This is a genomic window from Sphingomonas sp. (genome assembly GCF_041661825.1).
In the GTDB taxonomy this organism is placed as follows: Bacteria; Pseudomonadota; Alphaproteobacteria; order Sphingomonadales; family Sphingomonadaceae; genus Sphingomonas.
Genome location: NZ_JBAZTU010000011.1, coordinates 1 through 22,756 on the forward strand (window position 1 = coordinate 1; position 22,756 = coordinate 22,756).

The following is a 22,756-nucleotide window of genomic DNA, read 5'->3' on the forward strand; positions in this document are numbered from 1 at the left end:
GGGGGCCGAGCGCCGGGGCGCTCGGGGTCGCGGATTTGTGATCCCTGAGTGCGCGCTTTTGGTGGTGCGTGGCCGGTGGCTGTCAAGGGGTGTGGGGGCTGTTTTCTTTGTAACAATCGCCGGGTTGGGCTTCCACTCTCAGTTGAAATCGGGTTATGTTCGCGCACGGTCGCGGGAGACTCGCCTCCCGGCCACATCCACCGAACAAGAGGAGTCTCCAGATGCCCATCTACACTGTGACAGACGGCCACGCCGACCTTCTCATCATCGCCGACTCACCCGAGGACGCCGCGCAGCGATATGTGGGCAGTGGCGATTGGGGAGAAGCCGAGGATGACGCGCGTACGCAATGGATCGACTGCATCGTGATACCACTCGACGCGGCCGGCGAGCCGATCGCGGACGAGCGCGAGACGATCACCGTCACTGTCAATCCAGTCGCGCCGAGATGCCGTTCTGTACATGTGCACGACTGGCAGAGCCTACACGAAATCGTCGGCGGGCTCAAGGAAAACCCCGGCGTACACGGGCACGGGGGCGGCGTCGTGATCCATCAGGCATGCCGTCACTGTGGCGCTCGCCGCCGCATCGACACGTGGGCACAGCGGCCCGACACCGGCGAGCAGGGCATGGAGTCGGTGTCCTACCACAGGTGACACCGGAGGGGCGGCAGCACCCCGCTGATGCCCTGCCCACAACCGCAACTAAAGAGGGTTCCATGTCCAAGTGTTTCGCTGTCATCCTCAGGGTCGGCAACATCGAGCTTCACGCTGATGTTGACGCGCTCAGCGCAGAGAAGGCGCGGGCCGCTGCGGTGCTTGCCACCAACGGCACGTGCGAAGTGGTCTCGGTCACCGAGAGGCCGAAGGCGAAGAAGATGAAGACGCCAATGAGTCGTCCCGAACGTTGGGCCGCTGCTGCGCAGAATGCGCGCGACGCATACGACGCGATGAGCGCCGGGCGTAGCGGATGGGAGGATGCGATGGGCGAGCTGTCGTCACTGAAGGATGAGTACGAGGAGTGGCAGGGCAGCTTGCCCGAGAACCTTCAGGACAGCGCGCTCGGCGAGAAGTTGGAGGCGATCACTGGCATGGACTTCGAGACGCTGCCCGATCTCGACGACTGCGAGAGCCTGCTGGAAGAAATCAAAGACATCGAGCTTCCGCGCGGCTACGGGAGGGACTGACGTGAAGCGCTTCTATGTCTGGGTATGGGAGTCCGCCGCTGACCATGACGCGGACAAGCACGGCGGGGCAGCGTATCTACGTCATCGTCTACAAGTAAGGGAGTCCGCCGCTGACTATGACGCGGACAAGCCGGGGAAGATCGTTGTTGTACGTGCTCACGATGAAAGCGACGCCGAAGGTCGCGCGATGAATGAGCACAAATGGGACGTGACTGAATGCGCCGGCGAAGTCCCGTCCGACGTACCCACTTCCTTGCTGCGCAATAAGGGGATTACGCTCGTCAACTTCCGCGCGCGTCGCCGTCCCCCGAGGAGACTCGATTTCATGCCCCCATTGCCGGAAGATGAATAGTGCCTTCATCCTGCTTTCGCGTGCCGTTCCGCTCACACTGACAGAGGACGACGATGCCCAACCCCGAGATGATTGATGTGACTCCCTACATGCTAAAACCCCCTGAGGACGCGGCGCGCATGAAGCAAGCGGAGAGACGCGTGGAGAGCGCGCAGATGCACATGGCCGATGTTGGTCGCGACTACGTGAATGCGCTGAAGCGCGGTGACGCGCACGAACGCCAAGCAGTCATCTACGAGATGATTGCCGCCGAGCAAGAGTGGAGCGCCGCGAGCGAAGCGCTTCTTCGCATCGCGTCGGGGCGCTGAGCGATGCCGTTCATCCTAAAGCGAATGGGCAGCGACGGATGCTACGTCGCGCGGCAGGGAAGCGTCAGCAGCTATACACGAGACAAGTACGACGCGCAGCGTTTCGCGACGCGAGAGGACGCAGAGAGAGAGCGGTGCGGGAATGAAATCGTCGTAGAGATTAGCCTTCTGTTGCAGGAGGGCACGTGAAGCGCATGGCCCTTCTCCTTTCGCTCTCCCTCTCGGCCTGCGATGGCGAGACCCTGCTTGGCAACGATGACGCGCAGCCGCTCGCGCCCACCTTCCCGGTCTCCTGCGGCGCAGACACCGTACGTACGACATGGACAGACAACACTACGCACCTGACGATCCTCCAGTGGTGCCTCTGGGCCACCGATGCGAAGGGCCGCGCGCGCCCCGGCCCCATCGGCGACCACTGGAACATGCGCGCCATCATCATTTTCCTTTGATCGAGGCACCGACCATGACCTACGAGCAGTTTTGCACGCAGCACGGCATCCAGATCGTTTCGACGCGCACGCTGAGCAATCCACACATGCCCGACGTGAAGACCGCGCCGATGATGCACCATTGGCACGTCTTGCTCACCTATGCCGCGCCCGTCGCCGGAGGCATGGCACTGCGCAGCATGAAGCTGCATTACAGCAAGGGCACCGGACACAGGGGCGAGCCGCCGACTGCCGCCGAAGTGATCGAATCACTCGCCAGCGAAGCGCAGGTATTCGGCCCGGACGTCCAAGGCCCGAGCTTCCCCGAGTGGGTCGCCAACTGCGGCCTCAATGAAGACTCCATGCGCGCGTATCGCGCCTATCAGGCGAGCAAGGGGCTCGCGAGGCGGCTGCGCGGGATGTTGGGGCAGGAACTCTATAACTGGCTGGCGGGCGGCCAGTGCGAAGAGAGGATTGCCCCGTGAAGCAAAAGACTACATATCGCATTTCCGACCACAAGGGCAACGAACTTACGATCAGCACCACGCGGGGCGAAGATTTCGCGCGCAAGCAGTTTCCGCTGCTCTGCCCATGGGGCGATCCGAACAAGCTGTACGTCTCACGGCGCTGCTCACGCGAGCCGTGCCGCAACTTCACGGCGCACGCTAACGGCGTATGCTCGCGCCACCAATCCAAGGAGAAGTAACCGATGCGCACGCTCTCACTCGCTCGACTCACCGCTGTCGCTGCCACGATCCTGAGCCTTGGCGCGTTCAGCGCCCCGCAGACGCAGCCTGCGCCGACCGCGCCCACCAACAACCGCGACGCCGCAACGCTCTCGGATCGCGCCGCGCGCTTGCTCACGCGCAAGCGCCGCGTGAAGCTCAGCGGCGATGGAAGCGGACGGCGGGACAAAGGCTACTACAACGGGCGCGGGGATTGGTGCACGCCCAAGCGCGACACGAAGCGCTGGCTGAGGGCGCATGGCATCCACGGCAAGGGCATCCGGCAGTTTCGCAAGATGCAGCAGCGCCGCTTCTCCGCGATGAAGAACCCGAGCGCGTTCGCGTGGGCCGTGCGCCGCGCGCGGCACTTCCTCGCGCTTGGCCTGCCCGCAGCAAGGAGGACCACATGATCCGCATGCGGCAGGACGGGCCGAACCGCTGCGCGCAGCACGCGACGCAGGAACAACTCTCCCTGATGAGCGTGCGCGTGGCTGAGCGCCGATTGGAAGTCGGCGTCTTCACCATGTACGGGATGTATGAGATCACCGGCTTCTACTGCTGCGTGGACGGCGCGAAGGAATGCGCAAAAATGTTGCTCCGCGAAATCCGCGAGAGTGACGACCCCCATCTCCAGTTTTCCGTGAGGCTCTGATGCACCAAGCCAGAATCCCCGAGGGCGCGGCCCAGTGGGCATGGGACGCCCTTATCCTGCGACCCTCGCGACCGGCCCTAAACTATCACGCGCCCGAGTCCCCGTTCCTGCGCGACGACGATGGGGCATTGCTCCCCTTCGTGGCCACCGTTGTCATCGGCTGCCTCTACGTCGGCATGCATAGCATCCAGCATAAACGTGCCGCCGCGGAATATTTCTGGCGCGCGACGGCTCTCGCGCTCGCCGGCGAGCGCTGGCTGGCGAACACCTCCCAGTCGGACGTGTCCCGCTGCATCGGATTGGAAGTGCAGGACGTGAAATCACTCACGCGCCCGCGTTTCATGGCCACCACGCGGCGCACGATCGAATCACGCACGAACGACATAGTACACCGCTTCGGCGGATCACCCTTCGCTCGCATTGAGCGATCTTACTTCGGCCCGAGGGATTGACATGACGACGCATGACACCTTTCACGATCATCTGGGAGCGTGAGCCATGGACCCCACTCTACCGCACGTGCTCGCCGCAGCGCTGTTCTGGATCATCCTCTTCTTCGTCTGGATCGTCGAGGAGGCCCGACACAACGACGGCGACTCCTCGCACTGGAGTTAGCCATGGAACGCGATGCAGGACGCATGGCCCTCGCGGGACGCGGTGGCGCGCTGCGCGGTCTCGACGTGAAGCGGTGGCTCTACATCGAGCCGTACTTCCGTCTGCTCATGTCATGGCCGCGTGGCACGCCATTGCATGCGCTCGTCGGCGGGGCCACTCTACGCGGCGAACGTGATCTGGAGAAGGTGGCGCGCGCCGCGCAGAACGGTCCAGAGAGTCAGTCCGTCATCGAAGTCGTCATCTCCACTCCGCAGTACGAGTCATGTCCACGCACGCTCGACTATTGGCTTCAGGACCTCAACCGCGCAACCGAGAAGATGACGCGGCAGAGCGCAGGCAGTTCGTCGGCGGTGACATTCTACGCCGAGACGCTATGCGCCGATCCGGGACGCACGTTCATTGGCGTTATGACCGGGAAGGGAAGACCTGCGCCAATGCTCCCCGAGCAACAGTCACTCAACCTGCCATCCCGGAAGGCGACGGCTCCAGTACCCCCGGCGCACCGCGAGCCACTCCAACGCCTCGCGATCGCCGCAGACGGCATGGTCCGAGCCACACGTCAACCCATGCCCCGAGACCCCCCGACCAAGGCTCCCCGGCCCGCCAGAGCCAAGCCAACCCCCAAAAAGGCCAGCAAGGGCAAGACCGGGAAGCCATCGCCCCGAGGCTAGGCTGGCTCAGGACCGCAAAACGACCCCCCGGATGGGCTTGGACAGCCCTCCGGGGGGTCGTTCGGTTAGAGGCGATCGCTTCCGGATCTAGACCGGCCCGGTGGGATCGTCGAGGATCGTCCCGTTTACGACGACCCCGTTGCTCAGGTAGATGCGATGGAGGGCGGTTCCCTCCACAGCCTGCACGTACACGATGTGCGCCGGATTGATCTCGCGGTCATCGCTCCCATCGCTCGCGACCCGCACCTTGATGAAGCCTTTCATGCTCCTCCCGGATGAGCGCCCTGCGGCGCAGTGGATTCCTAAGATCGCGCGCGCCGGGCGATTCCGCTAGGCCCGACCTCGCGCCCCTCTTCGTACGTCGGTCGGATGCCGAACCGCATGCCATCGAAGAACGGAATCTCTTCCTGCGTCTCCTGATTCCGCACGTACCATTTGCCCTTTGTCTGTACGACATGCAGTGGCACCGGCAAGAAGATGCCGAGCCGGTCCTTCGTCGTCTTCGTCGCCCACCCGCCCGAGTTGAGCGTGATCGTGCCGTCCTCGTGGTACGTAACGAGGGGCGTCTCGTGGTAGATCACCTGCATGTCTTTCGCGCCATCCTTGCCGAGACGCTGGCGCAGCACTGTATTGTGCCCGAGCTTCGCTTCCGCGCCACGACGATGGCGCTCGAAAAAACTGAGCGCGAGAATCCACGACCCGAGCGGGCTCTTCACCTGCACCGGATTGCCCGCCGCGTTGTGCGAGTGGATGTCAACATGCACGTCACCGGGGTTCCCGCGCATACGTTCGGCGTCTCCTTCGTACAGCGGGCTCCGCTTCAGCGGTCGCACCAAACGACCATTGAAGCCACGGTCCACAAGCTTCTGAGCCTTGGCGATGGCTGCTTCGTCGGTACTGGCCGTGATGTACACACCGAATCCCGGAGCGCTGATGATGTACCCCGGACTCGCGCGCAACAACATGACTGCGCGCCCGAGTTTATCTTTCCACACCGCGAGAACGCTTGGCCTAGATGGATTGCCCTGCGTGGCGCCACCACTGTCATACAGATTCCACAACCGATCCGCCTCTGCACTCGCAGCGTCTCGATCCTCCTCACTCCACGCTGTGCGCCCTGCCTTCCGCATGGAACGGTTGCCCGCGTCCATCGTCGCGCGCTGGATGTTCTCGGGCGTCAGCGCGACGCGACGCGGATTCCCGTGTGCGGCAGCGCGGGCCTCAGCGATCACGCGCTCGCATTCGCGAATGGCCCTATCATCGCCATCAAGTGCACGCTGGCAAATCGCAACCATCGCGAGGTCGCCCGCCTCGGCAGCTTCGGCGCTGAGGATACGGATGGCAGCGCGCTCGATGCGGCGTGAATTGCCATGCACAGCGCGCGTCGAGAGTGGCGTCCCCTCGCTGCCACCAACGACGGTTCCGAGGATACCGCGTTGCGCGTCCTGCGACAGCGCGACGGCAGCCGCGCCGTCCACGCCCTCGTCCCATCCGTACGGCTCGACGTCCACGATATCGCCGTTGGACTCAAAGGTGAACGCGACCGCGCCCTTGTCACGCATGCCCGATGCGGGCCAGCGCGACGCGAACGCGCGGACTTCCTCCTCGCTCACCATGACGACCTTGCTCGTGCTCATCGCCTCCCCCTCCGCAGCAAGGTTGACTCCGCACGAATCCTTCGCCGTTCCATCTCGGCATCCACCCGATCGCTCCGTGAAACCGCACGACCAGCAATGAAACCGGAAATCCACATCATCGCCAGTCCCGCAGGGCCGTAGACCCGTCCGAGGGTCTCGCTGTCAGACAGCGCGAAGTAGTCACGCGGCACGAGCGAGAACTTCCACCGCGCCCCGTCACCGGGATTGTAGTAGGCAACGTACAGACCGACGTCCGCTGCCGCCTCTTCCACCTGCTTACGCGTCGCCATGACGATGATCCTCAGTTCGGGACGTTGGTGCTGGAGAAATGGACGAGCGACCACTCCGTCCCGTCGCAGTACAACTCGAACTCGCGGTTGGTGCCGGTTGCGGGCCACGTGATCGCGGGCTGCTTGATCGCCGCCGCGAACGTCGTGAGCGTGAGCGCCCCACCCGACGTGTTGTAGACAATGACGTAGATACGCCGCCCCGCCGTGAGATCGGCGGGCGGCTGGATCGCACGCGCCGCGTTACTCGCGCACGTCAGCAGGAACGTGCCGGCCTCCGAGGTGACCGGCGTGATCGTCGCGGCGTCGGTGAGCGTTGCCTGCGCGGCGTACAGCGCAGGCGCTTGGAACGGGATGATGCATTCGAGCGTCTGTACGGCGGCACCGGCCAGCCCACGCAGGAGACGCTTCAGGTCAAAAATACCCATGACTTGCTCGCTGTTGATTGTGAACGTCGTACTACTCAGGCTTCGCCGTCGCGCTCTTCGTCGTCATCGTCGTCATCGTCGTCGTCATCGCCGTCATCATCGTCGTCATCGTCGTCGTCATCGCCGTCATCATCGTCGTCTTCCGTGTGAAGCGTTGCCACGCGCTCCAGTTCATCCCAGAACGCGGTGCTGGCGGCAGTCTCAAACGCTCCCATGATCGCATCGTCATCATCGTCTACCCCGCTCATAAGATCGCCGAGCAGTTCGGAGAGACCTTGCCCGGCCCACTCACCGGAGAGCCAATACGGTTCCTGCACGAGATCGTCCATCGCCCGGGGGAACTCCCTGTACGTCTCGGCCGCACCTTCCATCCCCGCGCTCTCACCGCGATCCGCCGCAATCTCCAGCGCTCTCTTCAGTCGCATGAGACTACCGCTCCTTCGGCTTCTTCTTCAGGCCATGCGCGACGAGCGCCATCGCGAACGTCGAGATCGTGAGCTTCCAGTCCACGCCCCATACGTCGCACGTCGCCGCCCCGCCCGCACAGACGTTCACGCCGAGCAGCGTCACGAGTGACGGCAGCACGAGAGCCCATAGCGCGACGTACGCCTGCTTCACCGCCGCATGCTGCTTATCGAGCCACGGACTGATCCGTTTGGACCACTGCACCGCCGCCGCGACGATCGGGCCAAGGATGATCGGGAGCAGCACCGCGATGAGCTTCAGCTTGATTGCGTTCATCTGTCATTCCTCCATGTAGTCAGGAAGGGGATCACCAAACTTCGCCGCCACGTACACGACATGCTTGTATTGTCGCGCCTTCACGAGCCGAACTTCCTTCGCCAGCAATCGCGCCTCACGCAATGCGAACGTCACCAACGGAATGATGATGAGTTGCAGCCAACTCAAAAGCTCCTTCCATTCCACGCTCACCAGCCACCCCCGCGTTTCAAGAGCCATGCAGCGACCCCGAGCGCCGCAATCAGGATGACCACTCCGGAGTTGACGACAAAGGCTGCGCTCGAATCCGTAGAGGGTGCCGCTGTGGGCTGCGACTCCCCACCAGAGCCACCCGGAACAACCCCACCAACCGGCGCTCCCTCTACGGAACCCGATGCGAGCCGCGACCGAAACTCGCGCGCGTACTGCATGACAGCGGTGACGTATCGCTGATTCGGCCATTCTCCCGGTTGCACGATACGGATGCGCGCACAATCACGATCCATCACGCGCCCTGTTGCCGGTGCTGTCGGCTTCCATATCTCACAGAAGCGAGTCGGCACAGTAGCCATGGACTTCTTCGCGTTGCCCCACCCGGCATTATACGCGCTCACCGCGCGTTCTATGTCGCCGTTCGCTCGCGCGAGGAGTGACGAAAGAAAGCGTGCACCATACATGAGATTCGTTGCCGGATCATAGAGGCCGGTGCCACGTTCCGCGACCACATCCCATCGACCGATGATTCCGGTGTAGCCGTTGGCATGTGCCGTGGCATATAGCATCTGCATCAAGCCATGAGAAGCGTCGTTCAAGTGCCCCTCTGTACGTTGCGCCCATGGCTTGAACTCGCTCTCGTTGCGCGCGATCGCCAGAAGGAGCCATACCGGCACGCCGGTCGCTGTGGCCGCAGGTGCCGCCAGTACACGCGCCTCCTCGAAGGTTAGGGCACGCGGCGTCATCTCATGCACCCCCGGACGGCGGCACGGCGAAGTGCCGCCGCCGCACGATCCCGGTCGTCACGTCGATGCCATCGGCCTCGCCGAGCTTGTGCTGCAACGCCACCTTCGCGTAGACATGCTTCGTCACCGCGCTACGCTCCGTGAAGAGCACGCGCAACCGCTCGCCTTCCTCGTTAACCGCCGCGAGCGCGCGCTGCGCGTCCTCCTGTGCTGCGAACGCCGCCCGCAACTCCGACAGGAGCGCCGGATCGACCGCTTCCTGTCCACCGGCGACAAGCCTCAATCTCGATGCAGACTTCTTCGATGCCATACACTCCTCCGAGTCGGGTCCACTCTATATTGCGGCAATCGGCAGAACGACACAAGCGCCTGCGCTTACCACATCGGAAGATAGCGCGTGACCCCCGCATCATCGACCGGGACCCACTTCGTCGGATTCCCCGCAGCCGGGGCATTCAGGAGCGTTCCCACCGCCGCCCCCGCCCCATTCGTCAGCGCGACCGTCGTCGCCAGAAGCTGCGCACTGGCAATCGTCAGCGTGCCCCCAATGGCCGCTCCGGTCCCCGTCAACCGCAACATGCGGACGAGCGCCTGCAAGGCCGACCCGGCTCCCCCGACCTGCCCCACGTCGAAGTTCAGTGCAGCCGCCACTGCCGATCCGGTACTCCGGGGCGCGACGATCGTCGCATCCCCCGCCGCGAGATTCGCGCCGGACGCATTGGAGAATCGTACCGTGCGCGCAGCCGGGATGCCCGCGACCGTGTCGCCGATGCCGACGATCACCGTCTGGATATCGGTGTTCGGCGTCCCGATGAACGCGGTGTTGGCGAGCGTGCTCACGAGGTTACTGCCGAGAATGATACTCTGCGCCCCATTCGCCGCACTGGACCACCCGATCGTCACTGAGTGATTGCCCGTCCCCCCTCCACGCGCCCCGATTGAGACGATCCCGACACCCGTCGTCACGCGACCGGACCCAATAACGACGGCCTCGGCCTGTGACGTGTTATTCGACGCGGAGTTCCCGAGAATCGTGTTCTTGTTCGCCGCCGTGCTGGCACTCGACGATGCCGAGTGCCCTACGCACAAATCGTCTTCCCGCGCGACACTGCTATTGCCCATCGCCATCGACGTCACGCTTCCCACGCTACGCCCGGCACTGGCAGAAACGCCGATCGCGATGAGCGCCGGTGTTCCCCCATTGGATTGTGCGACCGATGTCGCGCCAATGACAATCGCGTTCGAGGCGTTCAAGATTCCCCCCTGAAGCGCGAGTGAGTTCGCACCCGGCGCGAACGATCCCGCGCCGATCGCGACTCCGCCACCCAGAGCAAGTGCCCCGCGTCCAATCGCGACCCCTTCGCTCGCAGGCGAGGCCCCGCGTCCAATCGCCACTCCATCCACTCCCGGTGCTGACGCGCCCCGACCGAGCACCGTCGAATCCACACCGACGCCGGCCGAGAGGAGCCCCCCACTCAGCCGCGTTGTCTCCGTCGCTCCGACCCCAGGATTCAGATTCACCGCGCCCACGGTAATGACTACCACCGCGCCGTCCGTCCACTGCCGCACCCGCGAATCCGTCACGGTCGGCGGGGGGCCAAGCGAAGCGATCATCGGCAACGTCCCGACCGTCGCCGGTGCCCCGAGGACGATACCGTTGGCCCCGATGATGGAGTTTCCTGCGATGGGCATGATCGCTCCTAGTAGTTGACGCCGCGCTGGATGCGCCGCACTTCCGACTCCGGCACCGTCCATCCGATGTACGACACCGAGACGTCACGCGCCGCTGGCCCGCTGTTCGTCACGGTCCACGTGATAGCGTCCTGCGGTTTCAATCGGATCACATATCCGCTCAGTTCGCGCAACGAGAACGCCGACGCGACCGGAAAGTTGCGCAGCCGATCCAATCCCGTTTCCGGGCCAGAGTTGCGCAGCATCGTGTAGAAGAAATCATCCGTCGCCGCTGGCGTCTGCACGAGCAGCGCGAGCGTAACAATCACACCGACGCGCCCCTTCCCAACCGTCAGCGCCGAGTTGGCCAGCAACGTTGCCACGCCACCTACCGGGATGGTCTGCACTCCGGTATCCACGTAGAAGAACTCCGACCCTTCCGGCCCATACAGCCACCACGGAAAGATGTTGAGCGCTACCTGTTCTTCGCCGCTCGCACTCGCGCCGGGGGCCGCAGCCCCCGACGCAGGCGATACGACGCCGTCGGAAGTTCCCACCCGAGAGACGCGACTGGCGAGCAAGCCCATGTCCACGCCGCCCCGACTTCCGTCAATGAGTCCCATGCGTCACCACGCCGTTGAGTGTTGGACTACCGCAGGCGACCCGTCTCGTAATCCGATCCCGGCACCGACCGGAATCCGATGAACGAGAGTCGGTAGTTGCGTGCCACGGCTTCCAGATTCTGCAACGTGACCTGCAACGCGGAGTTGGCCCGCAGGAAGTACGGCACCGCGAGAATCCCCGGCTCGCGTCCGGTGCCGAAGACATTCTCGACATGCTGCGGCGTCTGGAAGAGATCATTGCCGCTCGATGCATCGCGCAACTGCACGAGTGCCGGAGCGAAGGCCAGCGGCGTCAAGTTGTCCTCGCTCGTCGCCGTCATCGCCACATACAACAGCACGAAGTCCGTGCTGCCCTGAATGGAGATCGTTTCCGTGGACGTGCCGCTTGCCGCGATGGGCAAGAAGTTCACGCCATACGTATAGAACTCCTTGATCGTCCGCCAGAACTGCGGCGGAAGCCAGCCGAGGACACCGGAAGGCGGGACCACACGAAACCCCGTCTCAAACGCCATTCCCCGCTGACGGTTGCCACTCTGTCCGTCCATGGACCTACTCGCTTGTCTGAAGGGTGGAATGCACAACCGGGGCGGGGCGCATCGTCCCCGCCCCGGTTGCGTGCGTCGAGAGACGCGCGAGCGCTACTTAGCGCACGACGCGGTACTTGACGCCCATCATGCTGATCCGCACCTGCCGCGACGCAACGAGCGCGGCCGCGACGCCATCCAGCCGCACCGAGAACGACGCGGTGGGACGTAGGATGATCGCCCCATCCGCCCACCAACCGCCATCGGGCCGGAGATTCTGGCCGACGTTGGCGAGCGCCGCCGCCGCAGGAACTCCGACGATGGAGGCTTCCACGCCACCCGTGCCATGCAGGCACGATGCCGGGATCGGCCCGTACGTCTTCCCTTCGATGTTCAGGTTGAACGTCGCGCGAGCGCCCCAGAAGATCTGAAGCACGTCGCCCACGGCATCGGCGGTCGCGGCACTGTTCGCCACGGTCGGAATGAGGAAGTCGAGATTGACGCTGTAGAGCTGGAAGTACGTGTCGGCGGGGATCGTCCCGCCCTGCTCGATGTTGCCGAGCGTCTTGTCCGTCTGCGGCGTGGCGAAGAAGCTCGCGGTCGTCCAGTTCGTGGCGAGCGTCGCCGTGTCGTAGTAAACGAACGGAATGGCCTCCGGCGCACCCGCGTTGGCCGGCAGCGAAAGTTCCGCGAGCCGGGTGTAGTTGCGGGGGTCCACCGGGAAACGAGTACCGTAGCCCATGACTGAGTCTCTCTGAGAGAAGTGAAAAGATGACTGCGTGAGTTACTGCTCAGCCGCGATCAACGGCTGTTCGGTTCCGAACGGACGCCCGTGTACGGCTCGACGTACGCACCCATGCCTGCCGTGAGCGCCGTCGGATATGCGCCCATCGTCCGCCGGATGAACGCGAGATCGTTGTCGCCCGCGAGTGCCGTGCCGATCATCGGCATGTTGCGCAGGAGATCGGTCCCCACGGCGACGACTGCGCCGGTCAGCACCTTCTCCCCCGCCGCGCGCCCCACCGCCTTGCCGACGATCATGCTCAGCACGACCCCCACCGCAAGCTTCTTCGCCGCTCCCACCGGCACCGTGCCGTTGCCGAACGGGATTTGCCGCGCGATGAAGTTCGTGCCGGCGACACCGCCGAGCACCCATGCGCCGTCCTTCACCGCCGTCATCAGGCTCCCCATGATCCCGCGACCGAACGCCGGATTGCGCCGCACGCGACGACGCACGCGACGACGCGGATTGCTGCGGTACACGGTCACGCCGCGCTTCCGCAGCGAGATCGCCGGAGTGCGACGCGTCTTGCGCGACACCCGACGCTTCCGCGAAGTGGCCTTGGCCTTCGCGGGGCGCTTCCTTGCCTTCTTCGCCATCTGTGCCCCCTTCAGGCGCGTGATTGACTTGGCCGAGAGCGCACGCGCCGAACGCTTCCCCGCCTTGCTCGCGCCCCGCGCGCGAGACTTCCGTTTCGCCGCCTTCCTCGTTGGCGGATTCACCAAGAACAACTGGCCCATGGTCAGAACTCCTCCCAAAGATTTTGGCCGTCCTTCCCTTCCACTGAGACACCGCCATCCGGCTCAGCGATCATGCGCACGCGCGACTTCCCCGTGAAACACCGCATGCGCGCAAGCAACGCGAGATCGGCGTCGCTCGCCTCCTTCCCGCCGAACGGATGAATGTAAAACTGTCCATCATCCTTGTGCACGTACACGATCGCCTGCACACTGTCTGACATGACATGCCCGCGTCCCGGATTCCGGCGCGGATTCACATGAACATCACGCCCGAGTTGCTGGCGCATGATTTCCGCCAGCGCGCGAAGCTCCTGCATATGGCCTACCATGACCGGCGCACGCATACGAGCAACTTGTCCACCTGACTGAAGCGCATCCCACACGAGCCCCATCTCGCCAAGCAAACGCTCCGCGCGATCCGCGACCGAGCGCCATGCATCCATCTCAGAGAACCCCTTGTCCTTCGGGTTGCCGATGATTGCGAGTCCGATGCTCACTTCCGCCTCCGACTCACGTAGAGGCCGACCCCGACGACGAGCGCCACGCCAAGCACGGCGGCCCACGGCAGTACGATGTTCGTGAACGGAATCTTGAATCCGTCGCGTGGATCGGGAGCGCCCGCAGGCAGTAGTATCGGCAGCGACGATGGACCGGACACCGCATGCGCGCGCGCCGCTTGCAGTGCCGATTGCGTGCGCGTCAGGATGGACACCCACCGCTGCTGCACATCCGCAGGAACGACTGGATGGAACGCGCCATATGTCGCCCCGGCACGCGACGCGATGGATAGCAGCGATTCCACACGCGGAAGCATCTGGGTTGCATCCGTCTGATCGCCCCTTGCTGCCAGTGCCGCGAGCTTCGACACTTCCAGCGCGAGCGAATCCATGGCGCGCTTCCACTCCGTGAGTGCGCTGGACGCACTCACGACAGACTGCACCACGGCAGGGTTGAACGGGAGCGTCATTAGCGACGCCCACCCGGACGCAGCGCGTTGTACGCGAAGAGACCGACGCCGAGCACCACGAGCAGCGTGACCGCACTCGTCGCGCCGAAGAGCGCGCTACCGAACGGCGAGCGCCCGACGCCGAGCTTGGCGATCTGCTCGGGCGACAGTCCCGCCGTGAGCGCGGCGCGAATCGTGCGCCCTTCGCTCCACGAAGAGACGGTCATCTTCACGATGCCGAGCGCGATGATGACCGCGCCCGCGATCCACAGCGGCACGACGATGACGCCAAGACCGAGCGACTGCTTGGCCGAGTTGAGCCACGACATGACCTGATCCACCGGCCCCGAGTTGTCCGCGCCCTGCTTCGCTGCACGCGCCGCCGCGAGATAGCGCGCCGCCTGCATCTGCTGCTCAGCGGTGCCCGTCTGATTGAGCACGGCGACGAACTTCTCCGCGTCCTCCAGCATGGCGGGAGCCTGCTGCTGTACCTGCACGTACTCCGCGTACTTCTTCGTGATGTATTCCACGGCATCCTTCACCTTGGAGTCCGCGAAGCTTAGTGCGTTGCTGATGAGCGGCAAGTCGCTGATGCTCCAGCCGAGATCACCGAGACCCTGACGCTGCGCGTACATACCGCTCATAACTAGCTCCTACGCTTGCGCGTGAGAAGGAAAGCACCGCCAAGCAAGAGGATCGCACCAAACAGCACGTAGGGAGTGACGCTCTGCGTCGCCGGCACGGCGAGATCACTCGTATTCACTGGCACCGGAACGGAAGGACCGGCCCCGCGAGCCGAGAGCGCTTCGTTGATGGCACTGGCCGAAAGCGCCGGGACGCCAAGCTTCACCGCGTATTCCGAATACTGGACCGGCAATCCCCCGGCGCTCTTCGCGAAGGCGCGCAACGCCTCCTTCGCGAGTCCCTGTACCGGCTTCGGACGTGCCCCGCTGAAGGCATTGGTGATAAGCGTCGCCAACGACCCCGCATCGCCCCCGAGCGCGCCACTCAAGAGATTCGCCGCTTCCTGCTTGCGCGCCTTGTCGGTCGCCGTATCGCCGATGCCGAGCGCAGCGCCCGCACTACTCAACTGCTTGACGAATCCCTGCACGACCTGCGCCTTGGCCGCGAGTGCGAGAGGAATGGCAATCATGGCTGTGATCCTTAACGAAGTGAGCGCGCGCCGGGACCACGCGCAACGACGAACGCCAGCACGCCTACGGCAACCCATACCCATGGAGAAGAGAACAGGCCGCCATTGGCCCCCCCCGACCGTGCGGCATCCAATGACGGCTGTTCCCCACTCGCCGCTGCGTCCACTGCGAGCGGCAACTCACTTGGTACTGGATACAACGGCAATGCTTGTGGCGCGGACGACCGTGACGGTGCGAAGTCCGACGAGGCTGGCGGCGCAATCAAGATCGGCTGCGCGTACGTCGGCACCGAAACCGGAGCCGGAACATCAGTCGGCGACGGCGCGGCGACGGGCGGAGCGATCGGCGGCGCGGCCGGAGCAATCGGCGACAAGGCGACCGGCGCATAGGACGCGATCTTGCGCTTCATCGCCGCGATGCGACTCACAAGCACGCCCCGCAGCGGCTTCGGTGTTTTCGGCAGCAACGCCTCCGCGCGAGAGAGGTCCGCCCGCAAGACCGCGAAATCGTCCGGCATGCCCAATCCACCGAACAGCGCTTCGCCCAACGCGCCTGCACTCAGCCCGGCTCCGCCATACGACCCGAGACCACTGAACGGCGACGCATTCGGAGTGGCGGACCGCGACGCAGGCACCTCACCACGTCCCGACATGGACCCGCGCAATGTGTGCATATTGTCACTGATGACCGGAAAGAGGACATATCGTGCAATCAAGTGCATGGGAAGCGTCTGCATGCTCCGCGTCACATCGCACTCGACCCACGAGCCGGTTCCGGTCGGCGGCGCGAGTTCTGCCCAAACATGACCATATGGAGCCCGTTCGTCAAGGAACGACACTGCGACGAACCGCGCCCGCAGGCCGACCGAGACGCCAAGCGCCGCACACAGGATCGCCGCGTCGTCGCAGTCGGCGGCAATCTGTTGGTGCATTTGCAACATGCGGAGCAGCGCTTCCGGTGTATGCAGCAACTCCTTATCCAACGGATCGCGCACAAAGCGCCAGCGCGCCTTCACGAAGCGTCGAATATGTTGCGCCAGTTGCATGGGATCGTTTCCCGGCACGTTCGCGGCGATCTGCGCGGCGACCATGCGCACAATCGGAAGCGCCGTCTCGTTCAGGACGAGACGACGCATATGGCCCAACGTCTGCTCAGTCCCGAGATCACCGCCCGCGAGACTCCCCTGCTGCAAAGTGAACACGGCATGAGCATACGCCCATGCCGTGCTACTTGTCAACTTTGTGACCTCAATCCAAGTATCTCCTTCTATAGGAAACAGTCACCCCTCGACAGGCACGCAGGGCAACCGTCTCCAACCGGGGAGAGAAAGCCCCCCGACGTGCACCACGGACCACATGCGCCCTTCCATGTCGAGTCCGATGAGCACGGGTTCACTTCGCATCCTCTCCGACCCATTCACGACGATGACTTGCTTGAAGCGAAGCTCGCCATCATCACCCACGGCGCGCGACTGCTCACGCTCGCGCCCCAAGCGCTCGCGAAGGCCATCAAGGATCGGCGCGAGTAGATGCATCGCTCCCTCCAATGCATCACCCGCAAATGGCATCGCCGCACTCGCTTCCCTCCTCTCCCGCTCTTCCTTTTGCGCGAAAAGGCTCGCCACGTCTTCCGGCGAAAGGAATCCGTTGCGCGATTCCGGCTTCACCGGCTCCGGAAACATCGGGTATCCAAGCACATCCACGACGAGCCCCACCACATCGGACGCGCGCTTCACGTCCTGCACGATGAGATCACGCTGCGCCTCCCACCTTGCGCGCAAACTGTCCCGCGATGCGCGGTCACTGAGACTCAGTCCGTCATCGCTGTCAAGTGACTTCGGCCAACGATTATCGTGCTCCCGCAGTTGTGACACCACGAAGCGCAGCCACGCCTCCGGGTCGGCGACAGCGTCACGCATGCCCATTACTGCTCCTTCGCCGCAGGCGCGGCGGGTACGGGGGGGACCTCGTTCTCGTCGTCATCGTCACCTTCGACCTCTTCTCCGATGAACGCCGCGCGAAGCTCGTACAGCAGTTCCGTCATCCATGTCGGATACTGCTTCACTTCAGGAAAGCGCTCCACCAACGCGCTCTCGAAGCTCGGATCGGCCAACAGTTCACGGATCATGCCGCGCTGTTCGTCGGGCGCGAAGCCCTCCACGGCGGCAGCGACCGCCGCTGGCCGGCGATTGAGCCGCGCCGCCAACATGAGTTGCCCCATGTAGGGAGCCAACACATCAAGTGGACTCTGGGCCACGTCCCCCTCCACCAACGGCATGTCAGGGATCGCAGGCATGGCCGTTGGTGCGGCCTGCGATGGCATCGGCGTACGCGCCGCTGCCGGTTGCATGAGGAGCGGCGCGAGCGCCGCGATAAGTGGAGAGATCGTCTTCAGGATACCGCCATTATCGCCATCCCCGCCGCCCGTATTGAAGACTTCAGCGGTCTCCTTCATGTCGCGCACGAGCTTCAGCATGTCCTCCATCTTCTCGGACGGCTGCGGCGCGCGCAACCTCTCCAGCAGCGGCAACAGTGCCTCCAGATCATTGCCCTTCTTCCCGAGAAGGGACGCGAGCAACGGCGCGATGATCGGACCGAGCGCGCCGATGAGCGCCACCACATCCACGCGCGACTTCCCCGAATCGCGCATCTGCTCCATGAGACCAAGCATGGCCTGTTGCATCATTGTCTGATTCGCCTGCGCGGCCTGCATGAGTGACGTGACCATTTGCTGTTGCAACGTCGCGCCCTCCTGCTGCGCCTTCAACAGCGTCAGCACGCCGGTCTGCATGATGGGGTCCAGCCCACCGGCCGGAGAGCCGTTGCGCTCAAAGATCATCGGCGGGTCGTCGTCGCCATCGGGCGCGAAGCGCGGGCGCGCGAGCGCCTGCTGCGCCTTCAGGCTTCCCTTGAACGGCAACGATTCGTCAATCTCGTAGGTCTCTGATCCGACGAATCCCCACTTGCCGTCCTTCACGCCCATCTTGACGATCCGGTACTTGCCGCCGCCATATGACTGCGCGATCCATTCTTCGCTCACGATGGCGAGCGCAACAGAATCCAGATACGTCTCCTTCCCCGTCGAAGGTTCCACGCGACGGATGACTGCCTGCGGCGCACGCGTGGCCGCCCCACTCTCACTCTGCTCCGTGAGTACCTGATCGGTCACCGACTCCGGCGCAGGCGGTGCCTCGCCTTCGCCGTCATTGCCCTCCAGCGAGATACGCACGCTCTTGCCACCACTCCGCTTGCGCGCCGCCATCAGGATTCTCCTCCCTTCAGCACTTGAAAGAGCTTGTGCGGCTTCTTCACGCGCGGTAGCGGTTCGGTCGGCACTGCATCGAGAATCGGCACGACCATCTGCTGCGAGAGGCTCGCCGCGAGCGCGATCACATCGGCCACGCGCACCGCGACCACGACTTCCGAGATGGACAACTCGCTCTCCTTCCCGGCGAAGAAGACGACACCATGCGCAGGACTTATGCCCATGCGCGTCGGCATGAACGCCTTGGCAAGCATCTTCTTCAGTTCCTCGGCCTGCTGCTCAGCCGAGAGGGGCTGCTGAAACAATGACATGTGAACTCCAGTGAGACGAGCAACCCGTGCCGGGATATCCGGCACGGGCGCTCTACGTGAAATCAGCGACCGCGCGCGGCAGGGCGACGCGTCGTGCGCGGCGTCGGCTTCGCCGCACCGAGCTTCTCCATCTGCTCCGCGAACGTCTCCGACGAAACGGGGCAGAGCTTCACGTACTGTTTCTTCTCGAACTCGAAGTTGCGCGCGACGAGCGGCACGCGGACTCCGCCCCACTGAAACTCCTGCGTGATCTCGTCGAAGGAGAGAGGCAAGAAGCCCTTGGACGCGAGCGCCGCGAACGCGTTCCCCTGCGTTTTGTTGCAGGTGAGCCCCTTGCCGGGGAACTCCACGAACTCCACGATCAACTTCGTCTCGGCGCGCGACGACTCCAGCGCACCCGTCTTGCGGTCCACGTACTCGTCGCCGCTGAAGTGGTGCTTGAAGGCGCGGCGGATCGTGAAGAGCTTGACGTCGCCAAGCTTCATGCCCGCGTCGTCCGCCTCCAGCTTGCCGAGCGCTTCGTTGCCCGCGATGTCGTGGAAGGGATTGCCAGTGTTCTTCGCCATGATACGGTCCTCTTGTGTCGGGGTTGACCTACGGTAAGTGAACGGGTCCAACGCTGCACGCTTCCTCTGGCGCGCAGGACGAGTTAGAACGCGATCCTGCGATGGTGTTCCGAGTACAGCACATTCCAGTTGTCGTCGCGTCGCATGCACGGATGCTGGCGAGGGAGACTCCGCACGCGCGCGAGATTGAATAGCTCGCGCATCGGGTCACTGCCCATGATGGCTTGCACCGCGACGATCTGCGGAGCCGAGATACGACGCGCCAAGCAAATGACGACATGCCACCCGCGCCGCGTCCGCGCATAGTGAATGAGCGTAACGCGTACGTACAACACGGCACACAATGCTTGTGCACGCATCTCGACGGGCGGAAGTTTCGCACCGTCATAGTCGAGCTTCAATACCGTCATCGCCCACCTCGCTTCCGCGGTGCGAGTGGACCGAGTGTTGCGAGCCACGCGACCACTTCAGGATCATTCGCCACGCGCTCCAACGCAATGCGGTCGAAGTTGTGGCCATCCGGCGAAAGAAGCTCCTGCGCATGGACCGCGACTGAAGCGAGCTTCACCGCGAGCGCCAGCGAAATCGTCACGGAATCACTCATGCGTCATCCTCCTGTTCCGTCCAATCCGCATGCTCGCGCACCGCCCCCATGCGCAGCCCTTCACCGTTGCGCTTAAAGATCGCCTCCATGAGAATGGGCTGGAACGCATCCACATCATCCGCGTCTCCGCGTCGCACGCTATCGCTCCAACGCGACTGCCCGCGCTCCGTACGCCCGCGCGCGCGCGACCACTCGACACCGTAGACCACGTACTCATCCTGCACGGACTCCGCGCCATCCTGCGCGATACGCTCAATCACGCGCACCGCCTCTTCCTTCGTAATTCCCTTCCGATCTTCACGCCGAACGCGGATATTGAAGTTCACGTCGCTACCACGATCCCGACGACTCGCCACATATGCGACACCAAACTCCCACTGCGCCGGAGCCTGTGCACGAGCCGCTGCGCGCTGAACCGCCGTGGACTTCTCCAACTCCTTCTTCGCCTTCTCTGCCTTCAGCATCGCGGCGTCAGCCTTGGCCGATGCGTCCTGATACTTTTCCGCATAACGCTGGCGAGTCTCAGGCTTCTTCGCGCCAGCCTGCGCCCTCCGAAAGGCACGAGACCGTTCCGTACGTGCCGCACGCAACTCCCGTTGCGCGCGCCGCTCGATACGATCGGCTTCCTTCTTTGTATTCTCGACAAACCGCCCGGTCCACGGATCACGCAATGCACCCGACCGAACGGGCGTACTCCCCCTCGATCCGCTCTTCTTCGGTACGCTCCTCTTCGGCACGCTCTTCGCCTTTTTCTTCGCGGCCATGTCAGCGCCCCGATTCGTTGAGTGCGGCCGTCACGTCGGACTCCGTAAGCCCACGCACGAGCATATGGACGTTATTCATCATCTCGAAATCCAATCGACGCACATCCATCTCCACCAATGATCGTACCGTGCGCAACAGACCAGCTTCTGCTGTCTTCTCTGCATGCACCGCTACATCGTAGTACTCACTGAGCTTGACCACGAGATAATCAAATCGCTTCACAGCATCCGCCGTCCCAACGACCTGCGCCGCAAGCGCAGTCAACGAAACGAGCCGCACGTATGTCCGTTCCACACCGGCTGTCCGCGCATGACATGGCATGCCATGAAGCTTCATCATCGCTTCTTGAAACAGATTTGACACGAGGATGTAGTCTTCATCCGAGAGCGCCTTGACAATACGCCCGGACAGCGGAATGCGCAACGCTTCAAGCCTGCTTTCATTCTTGCCTTTCATCGGGTTTTGCCGCGCGACTTAGCGCGCCCTCCAGAGTTCTTCATACTGGAGGAGCCAGTCGAAGTGCTTGCCTTGCGCTTCGCGGCTCCCTTGAACGTAGGCAACGGCCCGCGTGAGCGCTTGGAAGCGGTTGCTTTCCCGGTGGAGTTCGTGCGGGTTGAGTTGCGCCGCGTAGTCGTCAATGCGGTCAGCAAGTCGGCGAGCGAGAGATATCCTGACGGGTCGGGACGGGACCGAGACATTAATCTTCCTGAGTTCTGAGTGGTCGCCAGCATTGGCGCACTTACGCGCACGCAATGCATCGTCGGGCGAACGGTTGAGATGCACCACAAGCATGCGAGAGAGGAAGCCGCTCTTCGTCAACATCTCCTGATGTTCTTGCAACGCCGCTGTCGTCATCGCCGCGATCAGGCCGAGCTTCGCGCCGTGAAACTGCACTTTCTCGGACCCAGACCAAAAATCAGTGATCCCTTCTTCCATGGCCGGGAGCAAGATGCCGAGCAACGTATCCCACACATGCGATTTGCGCAGGATGAGCGTCTGAAACTCCGGCACGACAAGGTGAGTTGGGCGATGCTGCTTCGCCAAAATCTGACGAATGCCCATTTGCGTGACCGAGGTTGTGAACTGAAGATGCGGATTTACGAGGTCGCCTGAGCGTGCAAGATATCGCTCCAGCAAAACCGACTTTCCACTTGCCGGTGCACCCACGACCATGATTGACTGCGGGCGTTGTCCCTCCAGCATCCCCGTCACACTCACCAAACCGATGAGCGCGGAGAGCGCCTGCCAGTCCTTTCGGTCATGTGGGAGCGGGGGCTTCATGCACCGTTCCCAAGCAGCGCGGCGACGAGCGCATTGAGGCTCGCTTCAGTCACAAAAATGCGACCGCGACGCTTGTACCCCTTCAGGATTCCGCGTGCATAATACTTCCATGCCACCTGATAATCGCAGTCGAGTGTGCGGCACGCGCGCTGCAACGGTACAACACGTACTGTACCACGTCGGCCATTTTCGGCACTATCCGCTTGCACTCGCGGGCGCTTCGCGGACTGCGGACTTTCAGCCTTCTTTGCCAAGAAATCCTCCGTTGAGAGTGTACCTAAAAATGCCTGCGCCAGAGGGAGAGCGCAAGAGAAAAAGATGACGACATTTATTTTTCTCTCTCGCCAAAAACCCCTTGTCGAAAAAAACGAACTATCACTTTTTTCGGCTAGGGGTTAAAACACCCTAAGGGGGGGTAAATGGGTATGGGGTTAGAGTGGGGGTAGGGGATAGGGTAGTAGGTAGATAATCGTATGCAATCCGTATGCATACCGAGATAACAAATCTTCGACATGCGATCGCACGCCAACGACCCCGGACGCCGCAGGCGGACGGCCC

39 protein-coding genes are annotated in these 22,756 nt (G+C 63.3%); 11 read left to right on the forward strand and 28 right to left on the reverse strand.

The genetic code is table 11. The annotated features are described in order from the left end of the window. Positions 1 to 221: 221 nt before the first annotated feature. The 11 genes from WC729_RS29930 (at position 222) to WC729_RS29980 (ending at position 4,937) form a co-directional block, all read left to right on the forward strand. Positions 222 to 656 carry a hypothetical protein gene (locus WC729_RS29930; protein WP_372858501.1) on the forward strand — a complete coding sequence of 145 codons (435 nt, stop codon included), beginning with the start codon at positions 222 to 224 and terminating at the stop codon, positions 654 to 656. Between the two features lie 62 nt (positions 657 to 718). Continuing rightward, positions 719 to 1,186, forward strand: coding sequence for a hypothetical protein (locus tag WC729_RS29935; RefSeq protein ID WP_372858502.1), 468 nt, complete (start codon positions 719 to 721; stop codon positions 1,184 to 1,186). Position 1,187: 1 nt separating this feature from the next. Beyond that, entirely contained in the window at positions 1,188 to 1,538 is a 351-nt protein-coding gene (locus tag WC729_RS29940; RefSeq protein WP_372858503.1) for a hypothetical protein, read from the forward strand. A gap of 53 nt (positions 1,539 to 1,591) precedes the next feature. Then, complete coding sequence (locus WC729_RS29945; protein WP_372858504.1) at positions 1,592 to 1,846, forward strand: hypothetical protein; 255 nt, start codon at positions 1,592 to 1,594, stop codon at positions 1,844 to 1,846. A 185-nt stretch (positions 1,847 to 2,031) separates the two neighbouring features. Continuing rightward, a complete protein-coding gene (locus WC729_RS29950) occupies positions 2,032 to 2,295 on the forward strand; it encodes a hypothetical protein (protein WP_372858505.1) in 264 nt (87 codons plus the stop codon). 14 nt (positions 2,296 to 2,309) lie between these two features. Then, positions 2,310 to 2,759, forward strand: a complete 450-nt coding sequence (locus WC729_RS29955; RefSeq protein ID WP_372858506.1) for a hypothetical protein — start codon at positions 2,310 to 2,312, stop codon at positions 2,757 to 2,759. Then, positions 2,756 to 2,980: a hypothetical protein gene (locus tag WC729_RS29960; RefSeq protein ID WP_372858507.1), complete on the forward strand. Its 225-nt coding sequence runs from the start codon at positions 2,756 to 2,758 to the stop codon at positions 2,978 to 2,980. The genes WC729_RS29955 and WC729_RS29960 overlap by 4 nt, the downstream gene beginning before the upstream one ends. A 3-nt stretch (positions 2,981 to 2,983) precedes the next feature. After that, entirely contained in the window at positions 2,984 to 3,409 is a 426-nt protein-coding gene (locus WC729_RS29965; RefSeq protein WP_372858508.1) for a hypothetical protein, read from the forward strand. Next, entirely contained in the window at positions 3,406 to 3,651 is a 246-nt protein-coding gene (locus WC729_RS29970) for a hypothetical protein (protein ID WP_372858509.1), read from the forward strand. Before WC729_RS29965 ends, WC729_RS29970 begins: the two co-directional genes overlap by 4 nt. A 140-nt stretch (positions 3,652 to 3,791) precedes the next feature. Next, positions 3,792 to 4,103 (forward strand): hypothetical protein, encoded by a 312-nt coding sequence (locus tag WC729_RS29975; protein WP_372858510.1) that lies wholly within the window; start codon positions 3,792 to 3,794, stop codon positions 4,101 to 4,103. A 165-nt stretch (positions 4,104 to 4,268) separates the two neighbouring features. After that, positions 4,269 to 4,937, forward strand: a complete 669-nt coding sequence (locus tag WC729_RS29980; protein ID WP_372858511.1) for a hypothetical protein — start codon at positions 4,269 to 4,271, stop codon at positions 4,935 to 4,937. Positions 4,938 to 5,024: 87 nt separating this feature from the next. Here the strand turns inward: WC729_RS29980 and WC729_RS29985 are convergent, their stop codons facing one another. From WC729_RS29985 to WC729_RS30120, 28 genes are all read right to left on the reverse strand, one after another. Continuing rightward, on the reverse strand, positions 5,025 to 5,201 hold the full coding sequence (locus tag WC729_RS29985; RefSeq protein ID WP_372858512.1) for a hypothetical protein: 177 nt from the start codon (positions 5,199 to 5,201) through the stop codon (positions 5,025 to 5,027). A 38-nt stretch (positions 5,202 to 5,239) separates the two neighbouring features. Then, positions 5,240 to 6,574, reverse strand: a complete 1,335-nt coding sequence (locus tag WC729_RS29990; protein ID WP_372858513.1) for a hypothetical protein — start codon at positions 6,572 to 6,574, stop codon at positions 5,240 to 5,242. Further along, positions 6,571 to 6,864 (reverse strand): hypothetical protein, encoded by a 294-nt coding sequence (locus tag WC729_RS29995; RefSeq protein WP_372858514.1) that lies wholly within the window; start codon positions 6,862 to 6,864, stop codon positions 6,571 to 6,573. Before WC729_RS29995 ends, WC729_RS29990 begins: the two co-directional genes overlap by 4 nt. Before the next feature lie 11 nt (positions 6,865 to 6,875). Next, positions 6,876 to 7,289: a hypothetical protein gene (locus tag WC729_RS30000; protein ID WP_372858515.1), complete on the reverse strand. Its 414-nt coding sequence runs from the start codon at positions 7,287 to 7,289 to the stop codon at positions 6,876 to 6,878. A 35-nt stretch (positions 7,290 to 7,324) separates the two neighbouring features. Further along, on the reverse strand, positions 7,325 to 7,714 hold the full coding sequence (locus WC729_RS30005) for a hypothetical protein (protein ID WP_372858516.1): 390 nt from the start codon (positions 7,712 to 7,714) through the stop codon (positions 7,325 to 7,327). Positions 7,715 to 7,718: 4 nt separating this feature from the next. Continuing rightward, entirely contained in the window at positions 7,719 to 8,030 is a 312-nt protein-coding gene (locus tag WC729_RS30010) for a hypothetical protein (protein ID WP_372858517.1), read from the reverse strand. A gap of 3 nt (positions 8,031 to 8,033) precedes the next feature. Beyond that, a complete protein-coding gene (locus WC729_RS30015; protein WP_372858518.1) occupies positions 8,034 to 8,222 on the reverse strand; it encodes a hypothetical protein in 189 nt (62 codons plus the stop codon). Then, positions 8,219 to 8,968, reverse strand: a complete 750-nt coding sequence (locus WC729_RS30020) for a transglycosylase SLT domain-containing protein (protein ID WP_372858519.1) — start codon at positions 8,966 to 8,968, stop codon at positions 8,219 to 8,221. The genes WC729_RS30015 and WC729_RS30020 overlap by 4 nt, the downstream gene beginning before the upstream one ends. 1 nt (position 8,969) lies before the next feature. After that, entirely contained in the window at positions 8,970 to 9,278 is a 309-nt protein-coding gene (locus WC729_RS30025; protein ID WP_372858520.1) for a hypothetical protein, read from the reverse strand. A gap of 65 nt (positions 9,279 to 9,343) precedes the next feature. Further along, positions 9,344 to 10,222, reverse strand: a complete 879-nt coding sequence (locus WC729_RS30030; RefSeq protein WP_372858521.1) for a hypothetical protein — start codon at positions 10,220 to 10,222, stop codon at positions 9,344 to 9,346. Positions 10,223 to 10,668: 446 nt separating this feature from the next. Further along, complete coding sequence (locus tag WC729_RS30035) at positions 10,669 to 11,226, reverse strand: hypothetical protein (RefSeq protein WP_372858522.1); 558 nt, start codon at positions 11,224 to 11,226, stop codon at positions 10,669 to 10,671. A gap of 62 nt (positions 11,227 to 11,288) precedes the next feature. Further along, a complete protein-coding gene (locus WC729_RS30040) occupies positions 11,289 to 11,807 on the reverse strand; it encodes a hypothetical protein (RefSeq protein WP_372858523.1) in 519 nt (172 codons plus the stop codon). A 97-nt stretch (positions 11,808 to 11,904) separates the two neighbouring features. Beyond that, a complete protein-coding gene (locus WC729_RS30045) occupies positions 11,905 to 12,528 on the reverse strand; it encodes a hypothetical protein (protein WP_372858525.1) in 624 nt (207 codons plus the stop codon). Between the two features lie 59 nt (positions 12,529 to 12,587). Further along, on the reverse strand, positions 12,588 to 13,166 hold the full coding sequence (locus tag WC729_RS30050) for a hypothetical protein (protein ID WP_372858527.1): 579 nt from the start codon (positions 13,164 to 13,166) through the stop codon (positions 12,588 to 12,590). 143 nt (positions 13,167 to 13,309) lie between these two features. After that, complete coding sequence (locus WC729_RS30055; protein ID WP_372858528.1) at positions 13,310 to 13,804, reverse strand: hypothetical protein; 495 nt, start codon at positions 13,802 to 13,804, stop codon at positions 13,310 to 13,312. Then, the gene (locus WC729_RS30060) at positions 13,801 to 14,196 is read right to left on the reverse strand and encodes a hypothetical protein (RefSeq protein ID WP_372858530.1); all 396 of its coding nucleotides are present in this window, start codon (positions 14,194 to 14,196) and stop codon (positions 13,801 to 13,803) included. The genes WC729_RS30055 and WC729_RS30060 overlap by 4 nt, the downstream gene beginning before the upstream one ends. A gap of 77 nt (positions 14,197 to 14,273) precedes the next feature. Next, positions 14,274 to 14,897, reverse strand: coding sequence for a hypothetical protein (locus WC729_RS30065; RefSeq protein WP_372858531.1), 624 nt, complete (start codon positions 14,895 to 14,897; stop codon positions 14,274 to 14,276). Between the two features lie 2 nt (positions 14,898 to 14,899). Continuing rightward, on the reverse strand, positions 14,900 to 15,406 hold the full coding sequence (locus WC729_RS30070) for an LPXTG cell wall anchor domain-containing protein (RefSeq protein WP_372858532.1): 507 nt from the start codon (positions 15,404 to 15,406) through the stop codon (positions 14,900 to 14,902). An 11-nt stretch (positions 15,407 to 15,417) separates the two neighbouring features. Then, positions 15,418 to 16,608, reverse strand: coding sequence for a transglutaminase domain-containing protein (locus tag WC729_RS30075; protein WP_372858534.1), 1,191 nt, complete (start codon positions 16,606 to 16,608; stop codon positions 15,418 to 15,420). A gap of 78 nt (positions 16,609 to 16,686) precedes the next feature. Continuing rightward, the gene (locus WC729_RS30080; protein ID WP_372858535.1) at positions 16,687 to 17,325 is read right to left on the reverse strand and encodes a hypothetical protein; all 639 of its coding nucleotides are present in this window, start codon (positions 17,323 to 17,325) and stop codon (positions 16,687 to 16,689) included. Between the two features lie 5 nt (positions 17,326 to 17,330). After that, positions 17,331 to 18,668, reverse strand: a complete 1,338-nt coding sequence (locus WC729_RS30085; protein ID WP_372858536.1) for a hypothetical protein — start codon at positions 18,666 to 18,668, stop codon at positions 17,331 to 17,333. Further along, on the reverse strand, positions 18,668 to 18,982 hold the full coding sequence (locus WC729_RS30090) for a hypothetical protein (protein ID WP_372858537.1): 315 nt from the start codon (positions 18,980 to 18,982) through the stop codon (positions 18,668 to 18,670). Before WC729_RS30090 ends, WC729_RS30085 begins: the two co-directional genes overlap by 1 nt. 62 nt (positions 18,983 to 19,044) lie before the next feature. After that, the gene (locus tag WC729_RS30095; RefSeq protein ID WP_372858538.1) at positions 19,045 to 19,548 is read right to left on the reverse strand and encodes a hypothetical protein; all 504 of its coding nucleotides are present in this window, start codon (positions 19,546 to 19,548) and stop codon (positions 19,045 to 19,047) included. Positions 19,549 to 19,631: 83 nt separating this feature from the next. After that, on the reverse strand, positions 19,632 to 19,958 hold the full coding sequence (locus tag WC729_RS30100; RefSeq protein ID WP_372858540.1) for a hypothetical protein: 327 nt from the start codon (positions 19,956 to 19,958) through the stop codon (positions 19,632 to 19,634). Further along, positions 19,955 to 20,152, reverse strand: coding sequence for a hypothetical protein (locus WC729_RS30105; RefSeq protein ID WP_372858541.1), 198 nt, complete (start codon positions 20,150 to 20,152; stop codon positions 19,955 to 19,957). Before WC729_RS30105 ends, WC729_RS30100 begins: the two co-directional genes overlap by 4 nt. Beyond that, positions 20,149 to 20,916 carry a hypothetical protein gene (locus WC729_RS30110; protein WP_372858543.1) on the reverse strand — a complete coding sequence of 256 codons (768 nt, stop codon included), beginning with the start codon at positions 20,914 to 20,916 and terminating at the stop codon, positions 20,149 to 20,151. The genes WC729_RS30105 and WC729_RS30110 overlap by 4 nt, the downstream gene beginning before the upstream one ends. Before the next feature lies 1 nt (position 20,917). Beyond that, positions 20,918 to 21,373: a hypothetical protein gene (locus tag WC729_RS30115; protein ID WP_372858544.1), complete on the reverse strand. Its 456-nt coding sequence runs from the start codon at positions 21,371 to 21,373 to the stop codon at positions 20,918 to 20,920. 18 nt (positions 21,374 to 21,391) lie between these two features. Then, positions 21,392 to 22,198, reverse strand: a complete 807-nt coding sequence (locus tag WC729_RS30120; protein WP_372858546.1) for a hypothetical protein — start codon at positions 22,196 to 22,198, stop codon at positions 21,392 to 21,394. Positions 22,199 to 22,756: the final 558 nt, after the last annotated feature.

What these genes read in the sequence shown, in the direction of transcription:
- WC729_RS29930 (WP_372858501.1), top strand. Translation starts at nt 222, where the DNA reads ATGCCCATCTACACTGTGACAGACGGCCACGCCGACCTTCTCATCATC.
- WC729_RS29935 (WP_372858502.1), top strand. Translation starts at nt 719, where the DNA reads ATGTCCAAGTGTTTCGCTGTCATCCTCAGGGTCGGCAACATCGAGCTT.
- WC729_RS29945 (WP_372858504.1), top strand. Translation starts at nt 1,592, where the DNA reads ATGCCCAACCCCGAGATGATTGATGTGACTCCCTACATGCTAAAACCC.
- WC729_RS29955 (WP_372858506.1), top strand. Translation starts at nt 2,310, where the DNA reads ATGACCTACGAGCAGTTTTGCACGCAGCACGGCATCCAGATCGTTTCG.
- WC729_RS29965 (WP_372858508.1), top strand. Translation starts at nt 2,984, where the DNA reads ATGCGCACGCTCTCACTCGCTCGACTCACCGCTGTCGCTGCCACGATC.
- WC729_RS29970 (WP_372858509.1), top strand. Translation starts at nt 3,406, where the DNA reads ATGATCCGCATGCGGCAGGACGGGCCGAACCGCTGCGCGCAGCACGCG.
- WC729_RS29980 (WP_372858511.1), top strand. Translation starts at nt 4,269, where the DNA reads ATGGAACGCGATGCAGGACGCATGGCCCTCGCGGGACGCGGTGGCGCG.
- WC729_RS29985 (WP_372858512.1), bottom strand. Translation starts at nt 5,201, where the DNA reads ATGAAAGGCTTCATCAAGGTGCGGGTCGCGAGCGATGGGAGCGATGAC.
- WC729_RS29990 (WP_372858513.1), bottom strand. Translation starts at nt 6,574, where the DNA reads ATGAGCACGAGCAAGGTCGTCATGGTGAGCGAGGAGGAAGTCCGCGCG.
- WC729_RS29995 (WP_372858514.1), bottom strand. Translation starts at nt 6,864, where the DNA reads ATGGCGACGCGTAAGCAGGTGGAAGAGGCGGCAGCGGACGTCGGTCTG.
- WC729_RS30000 (WP_372858515.1), bottom strand. Translation starts at nt 7,289, where the DNA reads ATGGGTATTTTTGACCTGAAGCGTCTCCTGCGTGGGCTGGCCGGTGCC.
- WC729_RS30005 (WP_372858516.1), bottom strand. Translation starts at nt 7,714, where the DNA reads ATGCGACTGAAGAGAGCGCTGGAGATTGCGGCGGATCGCGGTGAGAGC.
- WC729_RS30010 (WP_372858517.1), bottom strand. Translation starts at nt 8,030, where the DNA reads ATGAACGCAATCAAGCTGAAGCTCATCGCGGTGCTGCTCCCGATCATC.
- WC729_RS30020 (WP_372858519.1), bottom strand. Translation starts at nt 8,968, where the DNA reads ATGACGCCGCGTGCCCTAACCTTCGAGGAGGCGCGTGTACTGGCGGCA.
- WC729_RS30025 (WP_372858520.1), bottom strand. Translation starts at nt 9,278, where the DNA reads ATGGCATCGAAGAAGTCTGCATCGAGATTGAGGCTTGTCGCCGGTGGA.
- WC729_RS30035 (WP_372858522.1), bottom strand. Translation starts at nt 11,226, where the DNA reads ATGGGCTTGCTCGCCAGTCGCGTCTCTCGGGTGGGAACTTCCGACGGC.
- WC729_RS30040 (WP_372858523.1), bottom strand. Translation starts at nt 11,807, where the DNA reads ATGGACGGACAGAGTGGCAACCGTCAGCGGGGAATGGCGTTTGAGACG.
- WC729_RS30045 (WP_372858525.1), bottom strand. Translation starts at nt 12,528, where the DNA reads ATGGGCTACGGTACTCGTTTCCCGGTGGACCCCCGCAACTACACCCGG.
- WC729_RS30050 (WP_372858527.1), bottom strand. Translation starts at nt 13,166, where the DNA reads ATGGCGAAGAAGGCAAGGAAGCGCCCCGCGAAGGCCAAGGCCACTTCG.
- WC729_RS30060 (WP_372858530.1), bottom strand. Translation starts at nt 14,196, where the DNA reads ATGGATTCGCTCGCGCTGGAAGTGTCGAAGCTCGCGGCACTGGCAGCA.
- WC729_RS30065 (WP_372858531.1), bottom strand. Translation starts at nt 14,897, where the DNA reads ATGAGCGGTATGTACGCGCAGCGTCAGGGTCTCGGTGATCTCGGCTGG.
- WC729_RS30070 (WP_372858532.1), bottom strand. Translation starts at nt 15,406, where the DNA reads ATGATTGCCATTCCTCTCGCACTCGCGGCCAAGGCGCAGGTCGTGCAG.
- WC729_RS30080 (WP_372858535.1), bottom strand. Translation starts at nt 17,325, where the DNA reads ATGCGTGACGCTGTCGCCGACCCGGAGGCGTGGCTGCGCTTCGTGGTG.
- WC729_RS30085 (WP_372858536.1), bottom strand. Translation starts at nt 18,668, where the DNA reads ATGGCGGCGCGCAAGCGGAGTGGTGGCAAGAGCGTGCGTATCTCGCTG.
- WC729_RS30090 (WP_372858537.1), bottom strand. Translation starts at nt 18,982, where the DNA reads ATGTCATTGTTTCAGCAGCCCCTCTCGGCTGAGCAGCAGGCCGAGGAA.
- WC729_RS30095 (WP_372858538.1), bottom strand. Translation starts at nt 19,548, where the DNA reads ATGGCGAAGAACACTGGCAATCCCTTCCACGACATCGCGGGCAACGAA.
- WC729_RS30100 (WP_372858540.1), bottom strand. Translation starts at nt 19,958, where the DNA reads ATGACGGTATTGAAGCTCGACTATGACGGTGCGAAACTTCCGCCCGTC.
- WC729_RS30105 (WP_372858541.1), bottom strand. Translation starts at nt 20,152, where the DNA reads ATGAGTGATTCCGTGACGATTTCGCTGGCGCTCGCGGTGAAGCTCGCT.
- WC729_RS30110 (WP_372858543.1), bottom strand. Translation starts at nt 20,916, where the DNA reads ATGGCCGCGAAGAAAAAGGCGAAGAGCGTGCCGAAGAGGAGCGTACCG.
- WC729_RS30115 (WP_372858544.1), bottom strand. Translation starts at nt 21,373, where the DNA reads ATGAAAGGCAAGAATGAAAGCAGGCTTGAAGCGTTGCGCATTCCGCTG.
- WC729_RS30120 (WP_372858546.1), bottom strand. Translation starts at nt 22,198, where the DNA reads ATGAAGCCCCCGCTCCCACATGACCGAAAGGACTGGCAGGCGCTCTCC.